This is a genomic window from Streptomyces aureocirculatus (assembly GCF_000720475.1).
GTDB lineage: Bacteria > Actinomycetota > Actinomycetes > Streptomycetales > Streptomycetaceae > Streptomyces > Streptomyces aureocirculatus.
On sequence record NZ_JOAP01000047.1, the window covers coordinates 1 to 14,299 of the forward strand.

Below are 14,299 nucleotides of genomic sequence, written 5' to 3' on the forward strand. Positions count from 1 at the left end.
AGTATCAGGGTGAAGCAGACGGTGGCGCAGGCCAGCCCTGTGTAGAGCAGAGGCGTGGTCCAGAACGACACGTCGTTGGTGGTGTGTCCGCTGCTCCAACGGCAGGTAACGGATGGAGGAAAGTGGTGGATGGTCGCTGACGTCAGGCTGTAGTCCCGCCCGGCGTCCACGTAGTCGCCACTTGCGGTCTTCGCTGCGCAGACGTCGAGGGGGTGTGTGTAGGCGAGACCGTAGAAGGTGCCGGCACCGTATGCGACGAGGGCTGCTGTGCTTCCGACCGCGGCCAGGCGGGCCGTCCGCGTGGGTCTCTTTCTGGCCGTCCACAGAGCGTACGGGAACACTCCTAGGACGAAGAGTAGGAGCGTGATCGCGGGCGGGCCGAAGAAGGCGAAGAGTGCCATGTGTGTGACGCTACTGCGTTCCTAGGAAGCGTCGCTGGTTAGCCTGGTACTGAGCTCGCCGACGAGTTGCAACGACGGCACCGCGACATCCGTGATCGACAGGAATATGGACCGTGTTTCACTTTCTGCCATGTCAACAACTTTGGCGCACCTCGGCCTGACCCGGCTGTCTACATGCTGCAAGCCGCGGCCAGCGCCGCCGGCTGCGGCTACAAGCAGGAGTTAATGGAGCTGATGGACGTCCAACCGTGGGCTGCGGCCCGGGCACAGACTGGCACAGACCTGCCGACGCTGGCAGGGCGCGTCGGCGTGAGCGGCACAGTAATTGGCGTCGACCGTGACCCGGCCATGCTGGTCGAGGCCCGCCGACGCACCAGCGACTGCCCGCAGTCCAGATCCGCGAAGCTGACGCCCACGCCCTCCCCGTCGAGCCCGGCACGGTGGACCGGGCCAGGAACGACCGGGTTCGCATGCATGTCACCGAGCCGACCAGCGTGCTGGCATAACTACACCTGGCCACGCGGCCAGGAGCACGCATCGGACTGGCGGAGCCGGACTGGGACACTTCCACAACGGTGACGATCCCACCGCCCAGGACTGGGTCGCCGCCCACGCACTCACGGCCCTGGCCGGAAGCGCCCGCCAAGCGGCCGAAGCCTCGAACAGCAGGGCAAAACCGCGCAGTTGACCCACCACCAGCAGCAGGGTGACGCAGATAAGTGCGAGAGCCCCGGCCTACTTTCACTAGGCCGGGGCTTCTTCACTGGATGGTCAGGCTGAGGGCGAGCCGCTCTGCTGTGACAGCGGGTTGGGGCGGTTCGAGCAGGCCCGGCAGAAGGGCAGGTGCCCGCCTCCCTCGTCGACGAAGCCGCGCTTCCTGCACAGCGTCACCACAGCCCCTGCGCTCACCCACTTCGCGGAGTGGCGACGCGGCCGCCCCTCAGTGCCACCTCGAGCGGATACTTCGGTCCCATAGCATCCTCACTTTCCGACTCGCGCGAGGACGAGGCAGTCGCCGCACCAGCGCTGGCCGCGCTCGTCCAGGTCGAGCGGCACATCTCGCGTTCCGCCTGGCGCGACGATGCCTTCCTCATCGCTGCAGGAGATGGGGTGCCAGTCGCAGTCGCCGTTGCAGTCCTGGCCGTCGGCGAGCAGATGCCAGACCTGCACGGTCCGGCCACTGCCCTCGCGGACGCGTTCCGGGGTTGCCTGCATGGTCGCCTTCCCTTCCTATTTGGCGTGCCACTGGTTGCCGGTGCGTACCCAGCGGAGCCAGACGTCCCAGCGGCCGTCCGCCCACTTCTCGATCGTGACCTGGTTGGCGTCGGTGACCTTCTTCTCGGCAGCGACGGCGTCCAGGACGGCGGATTCGGAGCGGTGCGGCTTGTAGACGGACCCGTCGGGTGACGGGATGGCCAGCCGCCACGCCTCGAAGGCTTCTTCGCGGGCATCAGCTCTCCTGTTCTTCGGCGCAGGCGGCGAGCTTTGCCAGGGTGTCCTTCGTGTCGGTCGCCAGCCCCACGAAGCCTCCACCTCGCCCGTAGGCGACCGAGGATTCCCCCGCTCGCTTCGGGACGCTGATCGCCCCGACGAAGGCGTCGTCGTGCGGCGTGGCGCCCTTGAACAGCCATAGCCAGTGGACGCCGAGACTGTCGGTGCCCTGGGCGATGCAGTGGCCGGGCGGTGTCGTGTCGTCCGTGCCGGACCATATGACGGTCGCCGTGGCAGCGCGAAACTTCGCGGGCATCAGCTCTCCTCGATCTCGTTGCGGGCCTGGCCGGCGTTGACGTCGCCGTCCGCCTGGTTGCGCGTCGGCAGCGTGTACGTCTTATGACCCTCCCTTTCTACCTCGGGAATCGCCGCCTTGATGCCGCGACGTCGCAGGTAGGTGCGGATCTTCGTGGACGAGTAGCCCTTGTCCGCCGCGACCCGCTCGGGCCTGGTTCTGGGTCTGCCGGGTCCGCACCGCTGAATGCGGATGCGGGCCATGACCTGCTCGAACTGGGTGCAGTCGTTGACGTTGCCGGCGGTGAGGGTGAAGGCCAGGGGGCGGCCTTCACCGTCCCGGGCCACCGAACCAGCCGTCCCGCGCGATCCCCCGCGCCGACGCCGGCGACCCGCTCGCGGCGTACAACAAGCGCCGCCGCCCCCCGCTGGACGTCCACCGCCGGCACCGCCCGCTGCACGGCGGCTGCGGACACCTCCGCCCCGAGGAACCCCGGATCCTGGAGGAATGGAACGGATTCTCCTACGAACCCGCGGGCACCGCCGCGAACCTCGCGGACGCCGTGCGGTGGGTGAACGAACGCACGGCCGCCGCCGACGGCGGCGGGGAAGCCGCCTGAACCCGGCTTCCCTACGCCGTGCCGTCGATCCCCGAGCAACTCCCGCTCACCCTCGCCCGCGCGTGAAACCCGGTACCCGTAGGCGTCGCGGATCTCCCACGCGTGCTCGTACGCCGTCTTCGGCCCGGGCCACGTACTCAGCGAACAGCTCCGGCTCGACGTCGACTTGCTCGGCGACGAACGCCTCCGTCCAGGCCGGAACCGCGGTGGGATCTTCTGTCAGGAAGGTGCCGAGCATCCGTACGGTGCCCCACTGCACCGCCCACCCCAACCGGGTCGCCGCACGGCGCTTCGCCCGCGCCAGCCCCAGGGCCTTCGCGTCCAGGCGGAAGAACTGCCGAAGCGAGGCGGTTGATTAGGTAATCGCGCCAGTCCCGGGGCCGCAGTACGAGACCCTCGGACAGCGATCAACCGGTGGCTCGGTAGATATTGACACGCTCACCCGTCGAATCATCATATTTAAGTCCATAACGGTCATTGACCATCACCGGGGCAGCACCGATGTGCGTGTGGAGATCCTTGCCCGTTCGGGCATCGAGCGTCACGAGGGAGTTCGTCCCCGCCGCGTAGACGACACCGTGCCAAGCGCAGTACACATCCGGCTTGGCACGGTTCGTAGCTCGATCGGGCAAGTACCACAGCACGCGTGCGGTGGACACGTCGACCCCTACGACGTCGTCGCCAGTGCATACCAACGTGGCCTGACCGTCATACAGGCAACCACTCACACTGCTGTCCAAAGTCAGTTTGGACTTTCCGGTGGCAGAGTAGAGGAGAAGGTTGTCGGGGTCGCCGGTGATCGCGTCCACCTTTGTCAGCCCCGGACCTAGCGGCTCCGTGAGGAGTTCACCACCAGGCACCGTTCGGCTCCACACCTGGTGGCCGTCCGAGACTGCTTTGCCCACAAAGGTATTTCCACCTTGGGTAGCCCCTACAGCCACCGTCTTCGTCAGGTTTACGCCGTCGAAGTCCCGATCGGTCCAAATCACCGAGCCGGTGCGCACGTCGAGCAAGGCGCTCATGGGCAGTGTCTCTGAGTAGCCCTCTTCAGCCACCGAGACCAGTACGTGAGCGTTGTCAGCTGCTACGACGCGGGGTGTTCCCAGCGTCTGGTCGGTGCCGTTGGCTCGCGCGAAGTCGGTTGACCACCGTTGCCTGCCCGTAGCCGCGTTGTACGCGACGACTGTGATCGCATGATGGCCTGCAGAGGTACCCGCGCCTTCCGTGCTCGTGGCGAAGGCGCCGACCACCGCCGTGCCCGCCAGACGCGGAGTCCCGCTCTGCCCATCGCTGTCTGGCACGGATGTGTGCCAGGCGGCGTCTCCGGTGTCGAGACGGTAGGCGGTAATGCCAGAACCGTCGCCGTCGTAGAGGTACGCGAGAGTGTCGCCGAGCGTGAGCACGTCGGAGAGCGTGCCAGATACCTCCACAGGATTGTCTTGCATGTCAATCGAGGCACTGGGTTGGCTCTCGAACTTCTGCGGCGGGCCCGCCGGTCCGCTCCCGCCGCTGTCCGCGGCCGAGTTCGATGACGCGCCATGCGGCGCCTTCTTCGCGGAGGACATCCCGGGATGACTACATGCGGCCAGGGCGCATACCACAGCAATTGCAAGAGCCCGCTTGAGTAGTCGTACGTATACCTTCGGTATCTTCATGAGCACCACAGAGTGACAGACGGTGCGATCCATGGCGAGCACACCTTTGGTCGCTTTATGCATGATCAACCTCACCGATCGCCTGTTCCGCTGGTCACGTTCGCGTGTACTCGGCCAGCAGCTTCACGATCTCATCAGCGAAGTCGGGGCCGCCGTGTCGCAGCCCGGCCGTCTTGCAGGCCGGCACTGACAGCGCTTCAAAGACCTGCACTTGCTCAAGCGAGGAAACGGAAGCTCGTGCACAGGCAGGTCGACGGGAAGGACCCGTGATCCGTACGTCTCGGCGCGGGGCCGGACGTCGTCGTGTGGCGCGCCGGGCACGGCGGTGTCGGTCATGCGAGCCCGCCGGGCGAAGACGAGCGCCAGGGCCGCGGCCAGCTCGCCGGGGGCTGTTGCGGTCTTGCCCGTGCCGCCGCGCTGGTAGTGCCCGGCGGCGAAGTTCAGCTCGGTGATGCGCCGTACGGCCCCCAGGTCGGGGCGCGCGGTTTGGGCGCGGGCCTGGTCCGCGTTCATGCCGGTAGCCGCGACGAGGGCCCGGACGGTGTCCTTGGGCAGAGGGCCGGCGGCGAGTTCGTCGAGGCGTTCGGTGGCGGAGTTGCCGGGCTCCCGAGGAGTTCCATGGCGCGGTGGCGCTGGACGTCGGCCGCGACGGCGACGCGCTGGACGTAGCCCTCCAGCCGCTCGGCGGGGCGGGGCAGGGGAACGCCAGGGATCCGAGCCGGGAGGCCTGGCGGCGAGCGGCGCGAGCGGCGGCTGCCTCGCGAACCGCTCCTTCGAGCACGGATTCTCCGTCCTCGAGGTGTCCGCTGGGCGGGCACAGCCGGCCGTCTGCGTATCCGGTGTTGGCGCGTTCCATGAGCAGGATGCATCCGTCGGCTCTGCGCAGCAGAACGTATACGTCCACGATGCTGCGGTAGCGGTTGGTCATGGGCGTTCTCCGGGCTTGTGGTGGACGGGATGCGTCAGATGGCGGGGTTCGGTGGTGTGGTGGGGTGCGGCACCGGTTTGGGCCGGGGTGCGTACTGGGCGGCTTGGGAGCGGAACGCGGCCGCGTAGCGGCCGTCGGCGGTGATGAGCTGGTCGTGGGTGCCGGATTCGGCGAGGCGGCCTTGGTGGAGGACGTGGATGGTGTCGGCGTGGCGGACGCCGGACATGCGGTGGGTGACCAGGACGACGGCGCGCTGGGGTCCGGCGAGTTGGCGGATGCGGTCGAAGGCTTCGATTTCGGCTTCGGGGTCGAGTGCGGAGGTCGGTTCGTCGACGATGAGGAGGCCGTGGGCGGGGGAGGTCTGGGTGCGCCAGTGGGCGCGGGCCAGGCCGACTTTCTGCCATTCGCCGCCGCTGATTTCGGATGCGCCGCGGAACATGCGGGCCAGCAGCGTCTGGGAGCCGTGCGGGAGCTTGTCGATGACCGGTGTGGCGGCGGCGTAGTCGAAGCAGTCGCGTAGTTGCTGCGTGGTGGGTTGCTGGTGGGGGCGGCCGAGCTGGACGTTCATGGCGGCGGTGACCGGCCACCGCTGGAAGTCCTGGGTGAGCAGGGTGACGCGTTCGAACACCTCGAAGCGGTCCAGGTCGGGCAGGGGGGTCGCTCCCCAGTACACGTGGCCGGTGTGGGGCAGCAGCAGTCCGGACAGGACCTTCATCAGGGTGGATTTGCCTGATCCGTTCTCTCCGACGACCGCGGTGACCGAGCCCATCGGGATGTTCAGGGACACGCCGTCCAGGGCGGGTTCGTCCCGGTCGGGGTAGCGGTAGCTGATCTTCTCCAGCCGGACCGCGTCAACGTGAGCAGGCACCGCGGTCCCGCCGCTGGGGATGGCGTGGTGGGCGGCTTCGAGGAGGAAGCGTTCGTGGTCGCGGACGTAGGGGCTCTCCTCGTGCAACTGGTTGACGTGCATCACCAGCGCGCCCAGGCTCGCCGAGCCCGAGCGCACCGCGATCACCGCGGTGCCGGCGACCGCCAGCTCCATCCGGCCGGACATGATCAGCCAGATCATGGCCGCGTAGGTGGCGGCCATCGCAAGTCCCGACAGGGCTGCGGCTACCAGCTCGGTGATGGCTTTGCCGTCGGCCAGGCGCCGCTGCTCGGCTTCGGCGCTCTCGGCCATGCCCCGGTAGCGGTTAAGGAGGAAGGGCCCCACGCGGTGCAGGCGGACCTCCTGCGCGGCGCTGCGCTCGGTGAGGAGATTGCCGATCAGGCGGCTGGCGCGCAGGTGTTCCACCCAGGTCATCACCGAGGCGTAGCGTTCCTGTGCCACCCGCATCGCTCCCCACCCCCGGGGAGCTGCGATGAGCAGCAGCAGGGGCAGCAGCACGGGGTGCAGGACGGCCAGGACGCCGGCGGTGGCGATCAGGCTGATGGTGCCGTTCAGCGCGGCCACGCAGGCGCCGATCATGCGGCGGGCCGCGGTGGCGCCTTGCTGGGCGACGTCGATCAGGCGGCGGAAGTCGGGGTCTTCGATGGCTTCCAGCTCCACCGCGGTGGCCGCCTGGAGGTATTCGGTGGTGGCCACGCGTTCCACGAGGGGTTCCAGGCGCCCGGCCCGGGAGGTGGACCAGCCCGCGAACCCTGCCCGGGCGATGGCGACCGCGGCGACCACGGCCAGGGCGGGCAGCGCTGCGCGCAGCCGCTGCTGCGGGTCCCCCGCCCCGAGCAGGGCGTGCATGACCGCGTTGACGGCCAGCAGGCTCACCGCGGCGGTGATCCCCTGCCCGACCTCGCTGATCCCCACGCCGAGCAGCGAGGAGCGGTCCGCCCGCCAGGCGCGGCGCAGCGTGGCCAGCACCGGCTGCGGCATCGCCCGGATCGCGGTGACCATCGTCAGGTCGAACCGTGCCCGCTCGTGCTCGGACCAGCCCATGTCGTAGCGCAAGGGCCCGCCGAACAACTGCTCCTCGGCCTCGGACACCTGCGGTTGTGGGCTGCGTACGCCGTGCAGATAGCGCCTCACTCGGTACCCTCCGGGGTCAAGACGGGCAGTTCAGGGTCCAGAACGAAGGTCCTTCGATGAGCATGCGGAAGACGGCTGCGGTGGAATGCTGCCTTTCGGCTGGCGACCGGCTGGCGACCGGTCGAAGGGTCGGGCCTTGCGTCACCACAGTGTGGGTTCCTCTTCTGGTTGGGGGGTGCCGGGCAGCGTGGGGGGTACTGCCGCGGCGACGAGTTGGTCCCAGGTGGCGTAGTGGGTGGCCATGGTGAGCAGGAGCTGGGCTGTGGCGTAGGCGTCGAAGGTGGCGCGGTGTCGCTGGCCGGGTGCGGCGGCCAGGTCCGGCTTGACGTGCTGGATCAGGGCGTCGAGGGAGCGGTGGCGCAGGTTGGGGTAGAGGGTTTTGGCCAGGCGGAGGGTGTCGAGGACTCCGGCGGGTTGCCATTGCGGCAGGTGCCTGGACAGCACGCTGTAGTCCACGTGCGCGTGGTGGGCGCAGATCCAGGAGGTGCCCAGGAACGCGTGGACGGTTTCGGCGATCTCCTCCCAGTGGGGCTGGTTCGCCAGGCGGTCGTTGGACAGGCCGTGGATCTTGTTCGTCGCGAAGGCCGTCACGGGGTGGTGCGGTTTGGTCAGCCACCAGCCTGCCGTGCTCGTGTCTGCTCGTCCGTCGCGCACGGGGAGGGCTGCGATCTCAACCAGGTCGGGCGGGTTGCCTCCGTTGCCTTCGACGTCGACGACGAGCAGTGGGGGCCAGGTGGTGAAGTTCATGGTGCGGGTGTTCCGTTCTGTGCTGGCCAGCCGAGGGGGGCTCGGCCGTGTTGGCGGTAGAGGTGCGGTTTTGCCCGGTCGTTGCACTGGTAGGCGAAGAGCTGCTGGAGGTAGTTGCGGGGTCGTTCGTCCAGGCCTTCGACGATGATGGCGCGTTCGGTGATGTCGATGGGGCCCGTCGCGCCCAGTGCCCGCGCTCGGGTTTCGACCTCTGCGGCATCTGGGGTGGTCCGCGCCGAGCGGCACAGCGCGACTTGTGTGTCGGGGCAGATGTCGCACAGTTCGGGGACACCGATGTGACCGTTGTAGTCGGCTTCGCCGTGGGCAAAGGCCACGCCGCAGCTGGTCTTGCGGAAGAGCGTGCCGTAAGGGGCGGTGGGATCGGTGGTGCCAAAGTGCTGCAGGATCCGGTCTTCGGCCACTTCGGGCATGATTTTGCGCCGGGCGGTGTCCCGGTAGGGCGCGGCCAGCCCGTGGGCCTTGTAATAGGCGGCGATCTCATTTTTGTAGAACAGGCCGGTGAACACGGTGGCGTGTGCGTGGCGGGACAGATGGTGTGCCTGCTGGAGGTGCGCTTCAGTGTCGTTCAGGCCCGGCACGATCGGCCGCCAGTAGAGGATGGTGCGGTAGCGCTGGGCGTGTTGGTAGAGGGTGCGCAGGCTGGTGGCGGCGATGGTGCTGTCGACGGGCTCGATCCGGACGTCCTGGATGTTGGAGTGCGTCACCAGGACGGTCAGGCGCAGGTGCGTGAAGCTGTTGAGGGCGGCGCAGTCCTCGGGCGTGACCCGCCACCGGGTGATGATCAGGACGTGGTTGGTCAGGCCGCGGTCATCGAGCTGCTGCAGGACGTTGAACACGTGGGGCTTGACCTGGGGCAGCATCGGGTCGGTGGCCCGGTTCAGGAGCTGGATCGGCGTCTGGTGCGGCCGGAACCACGGGTGTCCGGTCAGTCGCTGCACTGCGTCCTCGTCGCTCATCAGACGTTTCGGGGCTTTCATACCGAAGTTGTCGAAGAGGTGGCGCACGCAGTAGCCGCAGTCGAGCGGGCAGCCGATGATCCAGTTCAGGGAGATCCCGGATTTGCGGTACTCGATCACGTCGGCGAGCTGTGGTTGCAGACTGCTGATCTCTTGGGGGCCAAGGATCGGCAGCACACAGCGGGAGAGGGCGGCGGGCACGGGCATGGGCTCCTCCAAAGGGGCTAGGGACGGGGGTTACCTGCCGCCGGGGGTGCTCTTGGGGGGTGGCGGGGTTGTCAGGAGCCGGTGGTGGCGGGCTCCGAGCCAGGTTCCGAAGTCGCGGCGGGCGGCGTCGGGGTCATCCGAGGTGTGCACCAGGTTGCGTACCAGGCGCCGTTGTCGCAGGGCAGCGTCGAGGCTGTCCGTGCCCAGGTCGCCGCGGATCGTGCCTGGGGCGGCGCGGGTGGGGTCGAAGTGCCCCAGGAGCTGGCGCAGGCGTGCGTGTAGGCCCGGCTCGCCGTGCGCGAGTGCCACCGTGACGGGTCGGCCGGCGAAGTCTGCGTCGAGGCATGCGGGGATGTCTCGGTCGGGAAAGTGGTCGGCGTCCACCAGCAGATCCCAGTAGTGGACGTGGACCTGCCAGGCTGCGGCGATCAGGGCGCGCCGGTCGGTGATGGTGAAGCCCGCCGCCCGGATGCGGTTCAAGACCGCCTCGACCAGACGGCGTTCGACGGCGTCGGGCTTGCACAGGATGACCGAGCACCGTTCGAAGTCGGCCTCAGCGTCGGGTGGTGCAGCGGCCCAGGTGCCGGCGTCGCGGCGGGCGGCTGCGGGGTCGTCGGAGGTGTGCACGAGGTTGCGCACGAGACGGTTCTGTTCGCGTGCGGCCGCCAGGCTGTCCTCTCCCAGGTCGCGCCGGATCGTGCCGGGGGCGGCGCGGGTGGGGTCGGTGTGGCCAAGGAGCTGTCGCAGGCGTGCGTGCAGGCCCGGCTCGCCGTGGGCGAGCGCCACGACGACGGGCTGGCCGGCGAACGCGGCATCCAGGCGGGCGGCGCGCACCTGCGGGGCCCGGCCGGTGTGTGCGAGGAGATCACGGTAGGCGACGTGGGCCTGCCATGCCTGCGCCACCAGGTCGCGGCGCCCGCTGACGCTGATGCCCGCGGCGGCGATGCGTTGCAGGATGGTGCCGGTCAGGTTCCGTTCGACGGCGTCGGGCTTGCACAGGATGACCGCCCAGCGGGCAAAGTCGGTGCCGGTATCGACCGCGCCGCTGCGCGGCCGGCCACTCACTGCTTGCTCCCGGCGGCCGCGCAGGAGGGCCAGCGGTGCTCCAGGAGCCAGCGCAGGCCTGGGTGCAGGGCCTGCAGCACGTCCGGGCGGACGGCTTTGGTCTTGTCGTGCACGATCTGCCGGTAGACCTCGAAGAGCAGCAGGGGCTGTTGCCAGTACGGGGCAAGGCCCAGGCGTGCGATGTCCGCTGCGCTGTAGTGGGTGGTGTTGGTGCGGAGCAGTTCCTCATGGTGCAGGACGTGCGTGATGGTGCCGCGGGTGGTCGCCGACGGCATCGAGGGGAACGGGAAGCACCGTGGGGCCAAGCGCTCCTTTGCTTCGTGGAGCACCTTCTTGACGCGTTCGGTGTTGTGGTCGTTGACGTGCGCCGAGCCGATGACGTGGGTGTACGTGCCTAGCTCCAGGCCGAGTTGTGTGGCGGTGTATTCCTGGATCATGGTGAAGGAGAAGACGTCGCTGAGCAGTCCGCAGTCCAGGTCGTTGGCCCGCATGTGGCACACCATGTGCAGGCGTTTGTCGCGGACCAGAAGATGCAGCCCGGCCAGGCACGCCATGTCAGGGTTGTCCTTGATCGCGAGTTCGGCCCGAGAGAAGACCGGCAGGTAGCCGCGCTTGCTGTCCTTCTCGGTGCGCAGCAGCTCCAGGACTCGCTCGAAGGGCGACCGATGGTCGCCCGCAGGCGGGTTGAACAGTGTGTGGCCGTAGGCAGACCCGCCCAGGTTGATGCCGTCAATGGAGCTGAATCGCATGGACGGCGCGTAGTAGCCGATCATCGCCAGATCGCGGCGGCCTGCAAGATACCAGAGGGCCTCGGCATACTGGAAGACCGGATTGGCCCTGCGGGAGGCCAGGTAGGGAAGCCGCTGGCGGGGGTCAGGCAGTCGGAAGCTGACGCCGATCACCTCACGGGCCGCGTTGCCGCGCGCGGTGATGTGCTGCTGAGCATCACAGGCCAGACGTAACAGGGCTAAGTAGGGTTCCTCCACGCTGCGGTAGGACGGCGCGGTGAGCATGTTCTCTCCTCTCGGTCGTGGCTGCATGCGGCTGGCGGGCAAAGAGGTGTGGTATCCGCATCGCCCCCCCGGGCAGGCACCGGCGACCCGCCGCCGGTATCAGGGGAGTGCCGGGTGCCGCACCTCTCGCACGGAGCTGGGGTGTGCGGGCGCGGGCGTGAAGCCGAACGGGAGGGGGAAGCGGGCCTGTCCCAGGGCGCGCCAGCAGACCCGGTCGCCGGTGAAGGCGGTGCGGGCGTGCAGCCAGCGATGGTTGTCCAGCAGGTAGCCCTGGCCGCCTGCCAGGGGCAGGCCGATCTGGTTGCGGGTGATCGCGGAGCGCAGCTGGGGCAGGTAGGGCTGGACGATGGGGCTGAAGCGCACGAGCCCGTCCAGGCGTAGCCGCAATGTCACGGTGGCGTTGTCGTGCACCGTGAACACCTGGCCGGGGTGGCCGTCACCGGCACCGAAGTAGGCGGTGTGCCGGCGGGACAGCGCGTACAGGCCCTCACGCCGGTGCCGGAGCAGATCGTGGTACACGGCCTGGCCGTCGGCCAGCAGGCTCTGGCCGCCCGTGGCTGCGGGGCGGGCGCACACCAGCAGCATGAGACGCGGTGGTGCCGGAATGCTGGAGCGATCGGTGTGAGCAGCCAGTTCCCCGGCGCCGAACCCCGCGTGCCCGGGACGCCAGGCATGCCGGCCGGTGTTGCCGATGGTGGTCAGACCGTCCGCGCTGCTGTCCGGGTGCGGTACGACGGTCATGATCCTTGATGCGAATTCCAGCACCGCGGTGCGTGAGGTCAGACCGGTCACCGTGACCAGACCACGCGAGCGGAGCCGGTCAGCGATGGCGCTTTCCGCGCCGGGGGCGCTGAGGTCGACGAGGTGCCGCGCGAACGGCTGGATCGGGGCAGGGCGCATCACGAACTCCCGGGTCTGGATGACGTCTCTACTCTTGGGAGGTAAGGACAGCCGCGTAAAGCGACAGATTGTCGACCGGCTCAACCCGCCCGGGCCGGGCCCGTGTTGGGAAGGGCGTGCTACGTTCCGGGTAGCCGTGCTGCCCCCTGCATTTCGAGGAGCGGGATGCCGTACTCTCCGCCGCTCTGGCCGGTCTCGGTCAAGGGCGTCGCCACCGACAGCCAGGGGCGTGTGCTGCTGCTGAAGAACGAGCGCCAGGAATGGGAACTGCCCGGCGGGCGCCTGGAGATCGGCAATGAAGCAACGGGGCAGATCCCCGACTCCAGTTGCGAGGCAGCGCTGGTAAGGGAGATCTATGAAGAGAGCGGCTGGGAGGTCAAAGCCGACCGGCTGCTGGACACCTGGCTGTATGAGCCCCTCCCGGGCCGCCGCGTCCTCATCGTGACCTACGGCTGCGCCGTACTGACGCCCGAACGCGCCCCGGTGGTCAGCCCTGAGCACAAGCAGGCGGGCCTCTTTACCGCCGCCGAGGCAGCCGGTCTCACCATGCCCGACGGGTACAAGCAGTCCATCGCGGCCTGGTACGCGCAGCTCTCCCCCGCCGTGGACGATCACAAAAAGTGGTGAACGGCCATGGTGATCCACGCCGGTCGGCGAAGGGGCAGGCTCCAGCCCACTGCTCAGCACGCCTTGTGGAGATGGGCTACACCGCAAGCCGAGAGCGTCCTGGCCACCCGCGATCTTGGTGTCATCCTGCGTTACTACCGGACCGTGCACGGCCTCAGCCAGACGCAGCTCGGCGAGATCCTCGGATACGACAAGACCTATGTCTCGCTGGTGGAGCGGGGCAGACGTCGTCTGGACGATGTTGCTTCGCGGCGTCGCATCGCCGAACGGCTGCAGCTCCCGCCGCATGTCCTGGGCGTCACCGACCCGGGCGCCACCGACCACCGGGCGATGCTGCAGTTCGGCGAGTCCACGGTGCGGCTCGCCGAGATCGCCCGCCAGAGCGGACATGCCTTCGAAGCCGTCGCTGAACTGTGGCCGCTGGTGGCCCGGCTCGAAGCCCGCCTCGAGGACGGACACACCGAGCGCGAAGCCCTGCGCTTGCTAGCCCGCGCCCGCGTCGGCCTGGGCGTGGCGCTCGGGAATGTTCTGCCCGAAGAGCGTCTGCCCACCGCGGCCCGCTGGACGGGTAAGAGCCTGCCCATCGCCCGCCACTTCGACGACCCGGGCTTCACCTCCTACGTCCTGCGCATGCACGGCAACGAACTGCGCAAGGCCAACCTGAACGGGGCAGCCATTGCACGCCTGCGCCATGCCGCGGCGCTCGCGCCCGGCCCAGAGGCCCGCGCGGCTGTGCTGCCGCTCCTGGCCCGGGCCGCCGGCGAACTCGGTGACACAGCTCTGTTCGACTCGGTACTGCGTGAAACTGACGTGCTCCTGGAGCAGACCGGACACACGTCGCTGTTCAACCCGTTCGCTCTGTATGAGATCCGCCTGCGCGGCTTGCTGGCCACAGGCCGCGCCGCGGCCGCCATAGACCTCGTGGAAACGGGTCCTGCTCTTACGAGCACCGTAGCCCCTCAGTGGCGTGTGATCGAGGCAGTGACGGTGGGGCATGTCCAACTGCTTGCCGGTGACTTCACGGGAGCGGCTCAATCGCTGAGCGTCGCCATTGGGGAGGCGGGTCGCCAGCGTCTGCCGCACCAGCTCCAGCGCGTCATCCGCACAGCATGGCCCCATTTGCCCACGGTGCGCGACGAAGCGGAACGGGCCCTTGACCGTCTCCGCCAGGAGATGGCGGCCTGATCCGGTTCCGCTCCCTTTCATTGCTGGCTCCGTTGCTCGTGGTCGAACGTGGACTGGACAGAGAACTTGCCTGTCGGTCAGCGGTTTCTTGAGCTCCGCTGTGCGCGTGTGGGCTGTGCCATCGTGGTCTCTCATCGGGTGGCGAGCTCATACAAACCCCACTGTCGGATCGCCGGTGATCACGGTGCGGACCGTGTACGCCGCGCGAGGTGCACGCGGCGTACAG

The 14,299-nt window shown here is 68.5% G+C and carries 13 protein-coding genes and 4 pseudogenes; 3 read left to right on the top strand and 14 right to left on the bottom strand.

The window, feature by feature from the left end:
* The 4 genes and pseudogenes from IG78_RS0132680 to IG78_RS48535 form a co-directional block, all read right to left on the bottom strand.
* Positions 1–401 (bottom strand): annotated as a pseudogene (locus IG78_RS0132680) (hypothetical protein); the annotation flags it as partial.
* Positions 402–1,382: 981 nt separating this feature from the next.
* Positions 1,383–1,616 carry a hypothetical protein gene (locus IG78_RS0132685; protein WP_030570252.1) on the bottom strand — a complete coding sequence of 78 codons (234 nt, stop codon included), beginning with the start codon at positions 1,614–1,616 and terminating at the stop codon, positions 1,383–1,385.
* Positions 1,617–1,851: 235 nt separating this feature from the next.
* Entirely contained in the window at positions 1,852–2,148 is a 297-nt protein-coding gene (locus tag IG78_RS0132695; RefSeq protein WP_030570255.1) for a hypothetical protein, read from the bottom strand.
* Positions 2,148–2,525, bottom strand: a pseudogene (locus IG78_RS48535) (transposase); the annotation flags it as partial. The pseudogene IG78_RS48535 and the gene IG78_RS0132695, both read right to left, overlap by 1 nt.
* Before the next feature lie 29 nt (positions 2,526–2,554).
* On the opposite strand from IG78_RS48535, the gene IG78_RS51780 reads away from it, so the two are divergent.
* Positions 2,555–2,746, top strand: a complete 192-nt coding sequence (locus IG78_RS51780; RefSeq protein ID WP_430739062.1) for a DUF6087 family protein — start codon at positions 2,555–2,557, stop codon at positions 2,744–2,746.
* A gap of 46 nt (positions 2,747–2,792) precedes the next feature.
* Here IG78_RS51780 and IG78_RS51785 read toward each other — a convergent pair.
* The 10 genes and pseudogenes from IG78_RS51785 to IG78_RS0132750 all read right to left on the bottom strand — a co-directional run.
* Positions 2,793–3,041 (bottom strand): annotated as a pseudogene (locus tag IG78_RS51785) (DUF4158 domain-containing protein); the annotation flags it as partial.
* 112 nt (positions 3,042–3,153) lie between these two features.
* A complete protein-coding gene (locus tag IG78_RS0132710; protein ID WP_157855955.1) occupies positions 3,154–4,434 on the bottom strand; it encodes an outer membrane protein assembly factor BamB family protein in 1,281 nt (426 codons plus the stop codon).
* A 90-nt stretch (positions 4,435–4,524) separates the two neighbouring features.
* Entirely contained in the window at positions 4,525–4,914 is a 390-nt protein-coding gene (locus IG78_RS51790) for a hypothetical protein (protein WP_051853130.1), read from the bottom strand.
* Positions 4,915–5,215: 301 nt separating this feature from the next.
* Positions 5,216–5,329 (bottom strand): annotated as a pseudogene (locus IG78_RS52795) (hypothetical protein); the annotation flags it as partial.
* 34 nt (positions 5,330–5,363) lie between these two features.
* A complete protein-coding gene (locus IG78_RS0132725; protein WP_030570268.1) occupies positions 5,364–7,352 on the bottom strand; it encodes an ATP-binding cassette domain-containing protein in 1,989 nt (662 codons plus the stop codon).
* A gap of 141 nt (positions 7,353–7,493) precedes the next feature.
* Positions 7,494–8,099, bottom strand: a complete 606-nt coding sequence (locus IG78_RS0132730) for a 3'-5' exonuclease (protein ID WP_030570271.1) — start codon at positions 8,097–8,099, stop codon at positions 7,494–7,496.
* On the bottom strand, positions 8,096–9,283 hold the full coding sequence (locus tag IG78_RS0132735; protein WP_030570274.1) for a radical SAM protein: 1,188 nt from the start codon (positions 9,281–9,283) through the stop codon (positions 8,096–8,098). Before IG78_RS0132735 ends, IG78_RS0132730 begins: the two co-directional genes overlap by 4 nt.
* Before the next feature lie 30 nt (positions 9,284–9,313).
* On the bottom strand, positions 9,314–10,348 hold the full coding sequence (locus IG78_RS0132740) for a nucleoside-diphosphate kinase (protein ID WP_051853131.1): 1,035 nt from the start codon (positions 10,346–10,348) through the stop codon (positions 9,314–9,316).
* Positions 10,345–11,361, bottom strand: a complete 1,017-nt coding sequence (locus IG78_RS0132745; RefSeq protein ID WP_030570280.1) for a thymidylate synthase — start codon at positions 11,359–11,361, stop codon at positions 10,345–10,347. The genes IG78_RS0132740 and IG78_RS0132745 overlap by 4 nt, the downstream gene beginning before the upstream one ends.
* Positions 11,362–11,460: 99 nt before the next feature.
* On the bottom strand, positions 11,461–12,261 hold the full coding sequence (locus IG78_RS0132750) for a TauD/TfdA family dioxygenase (protein ID WP_030570283.1): 801 nt from the start codon (positions 12,259–12,261) through the stop codon (positions 11,461–11,463).
* Positions 12,262–12,426: 165 nt separating this feature from the next.
* Here IG78_RS0132750 and IG78_RS0132755 point away from each other — a divergent pair, with 165 nt between their 5' ends.
* Together IG78_RS0132755 and IG78_RS0132760 are read left to right on the top strand one after the other, a co-directional pair.
* Positions 12,427–12,888: an NUDIX hydrolase gene (locus IG78_RS0132755; protein ID WP_030570285.1), complete on the top strand. Its 462-nt coding sequence runs from the start codon at positions 12,427–12,429 to the stop codon at positions 12,886–12,888.
* A 6-nt stretch (positions 12,889–12,894) separates the two neighbouring features.
* Complete coding sequence (locus IG78_RS0132760) at positions 12,895–14,073, top strand: helix-turn-helix domain-containing protein (RefSeq protein WP_225882299.1); 1,179 nt, start codon at positions 12,895–12,897, stop codon at positions 14,071–14,073.
* Positions 14,074–14,299 lie beyond the last annotated feature (226 nt).

Excerpts from the sequence above, each read along its gene's own strand:
- IG78_RS0132750 (WP_030570283.1), bottom strand. The coding sequence starts at position 12,261 with ATGCGCCCTGCCCCGATCCAGCCGTTCGCGCGGCACCTCGTCGACCTC.
- IG78_RS51790 (WP_051853130.1), bottom strand. The coding sequence starts at position 4,914 with ATGAACGCGGACCAGGCCCGCGCCCAAACCGCGCGCCCCGACCTGGGG.
- IG78_RS0132685 (WP_030570252.1), bottom strand. The coding sequence starts at position 1,616 with ATGCAGGCAACCCCGGAACGCGTCCGCGAGGGCAGTGGCCGGACCGTG.
- IG78_RS0132695 (WP_030570255.1), bottom strand. The coding sequence starts at position 2,148 with ATGCCCGCGAAGTTTCGCGCTGCCACGGCGACCGTCATATGGTCCGGC.
- IG78_RS0132735 (WP_030570274.1), bottom strand. The coding sequence starts at position 9,283 with ATGCCCGTGCCCGCCGCCCTCTCCCGCTGTGTGCTGCCGATCCTTGGC.
- IG78_RS0132755 (WP_030570285.1), top strand. The coding sequence starts at position 12,427 with ATGCCGTACTCTCCGCCGCTCTGGCCGGTCTCGGTCAAGGGCGTCGCC.
- IG78_RS0132760 (WP_225882299.1), top strand. The coding sequence starts at position 12,895 with ATGGTGATCCACGCCGGTCGGCGAAGGGGCAGGCTCCAGCCCACTGCT.
- IG78_RS0132710 (WP_157855955.1), bottom strand. The coding sequence starts at position 4,434 with ATGGATCGCACCGTCTGTCACTCTGTGGTGCTCATGAAGATACCGAAG.
- IG78_RS0132745 (WP_030570280.1), bottom strand. The coding sequence starts at position 11,361 with ATGCTCACCGCGCCGTCCTACCGCAGCGTGGAGGAACCCTACTTAGCC.
- IG78_RS0132730 (WP_030570271.1), bottom strand. The coding sequence starts at position 8,099 with ATGAACTTCACCACCTGGCCCCCACTGCTCGTCGTCGACGTCGAAGGC.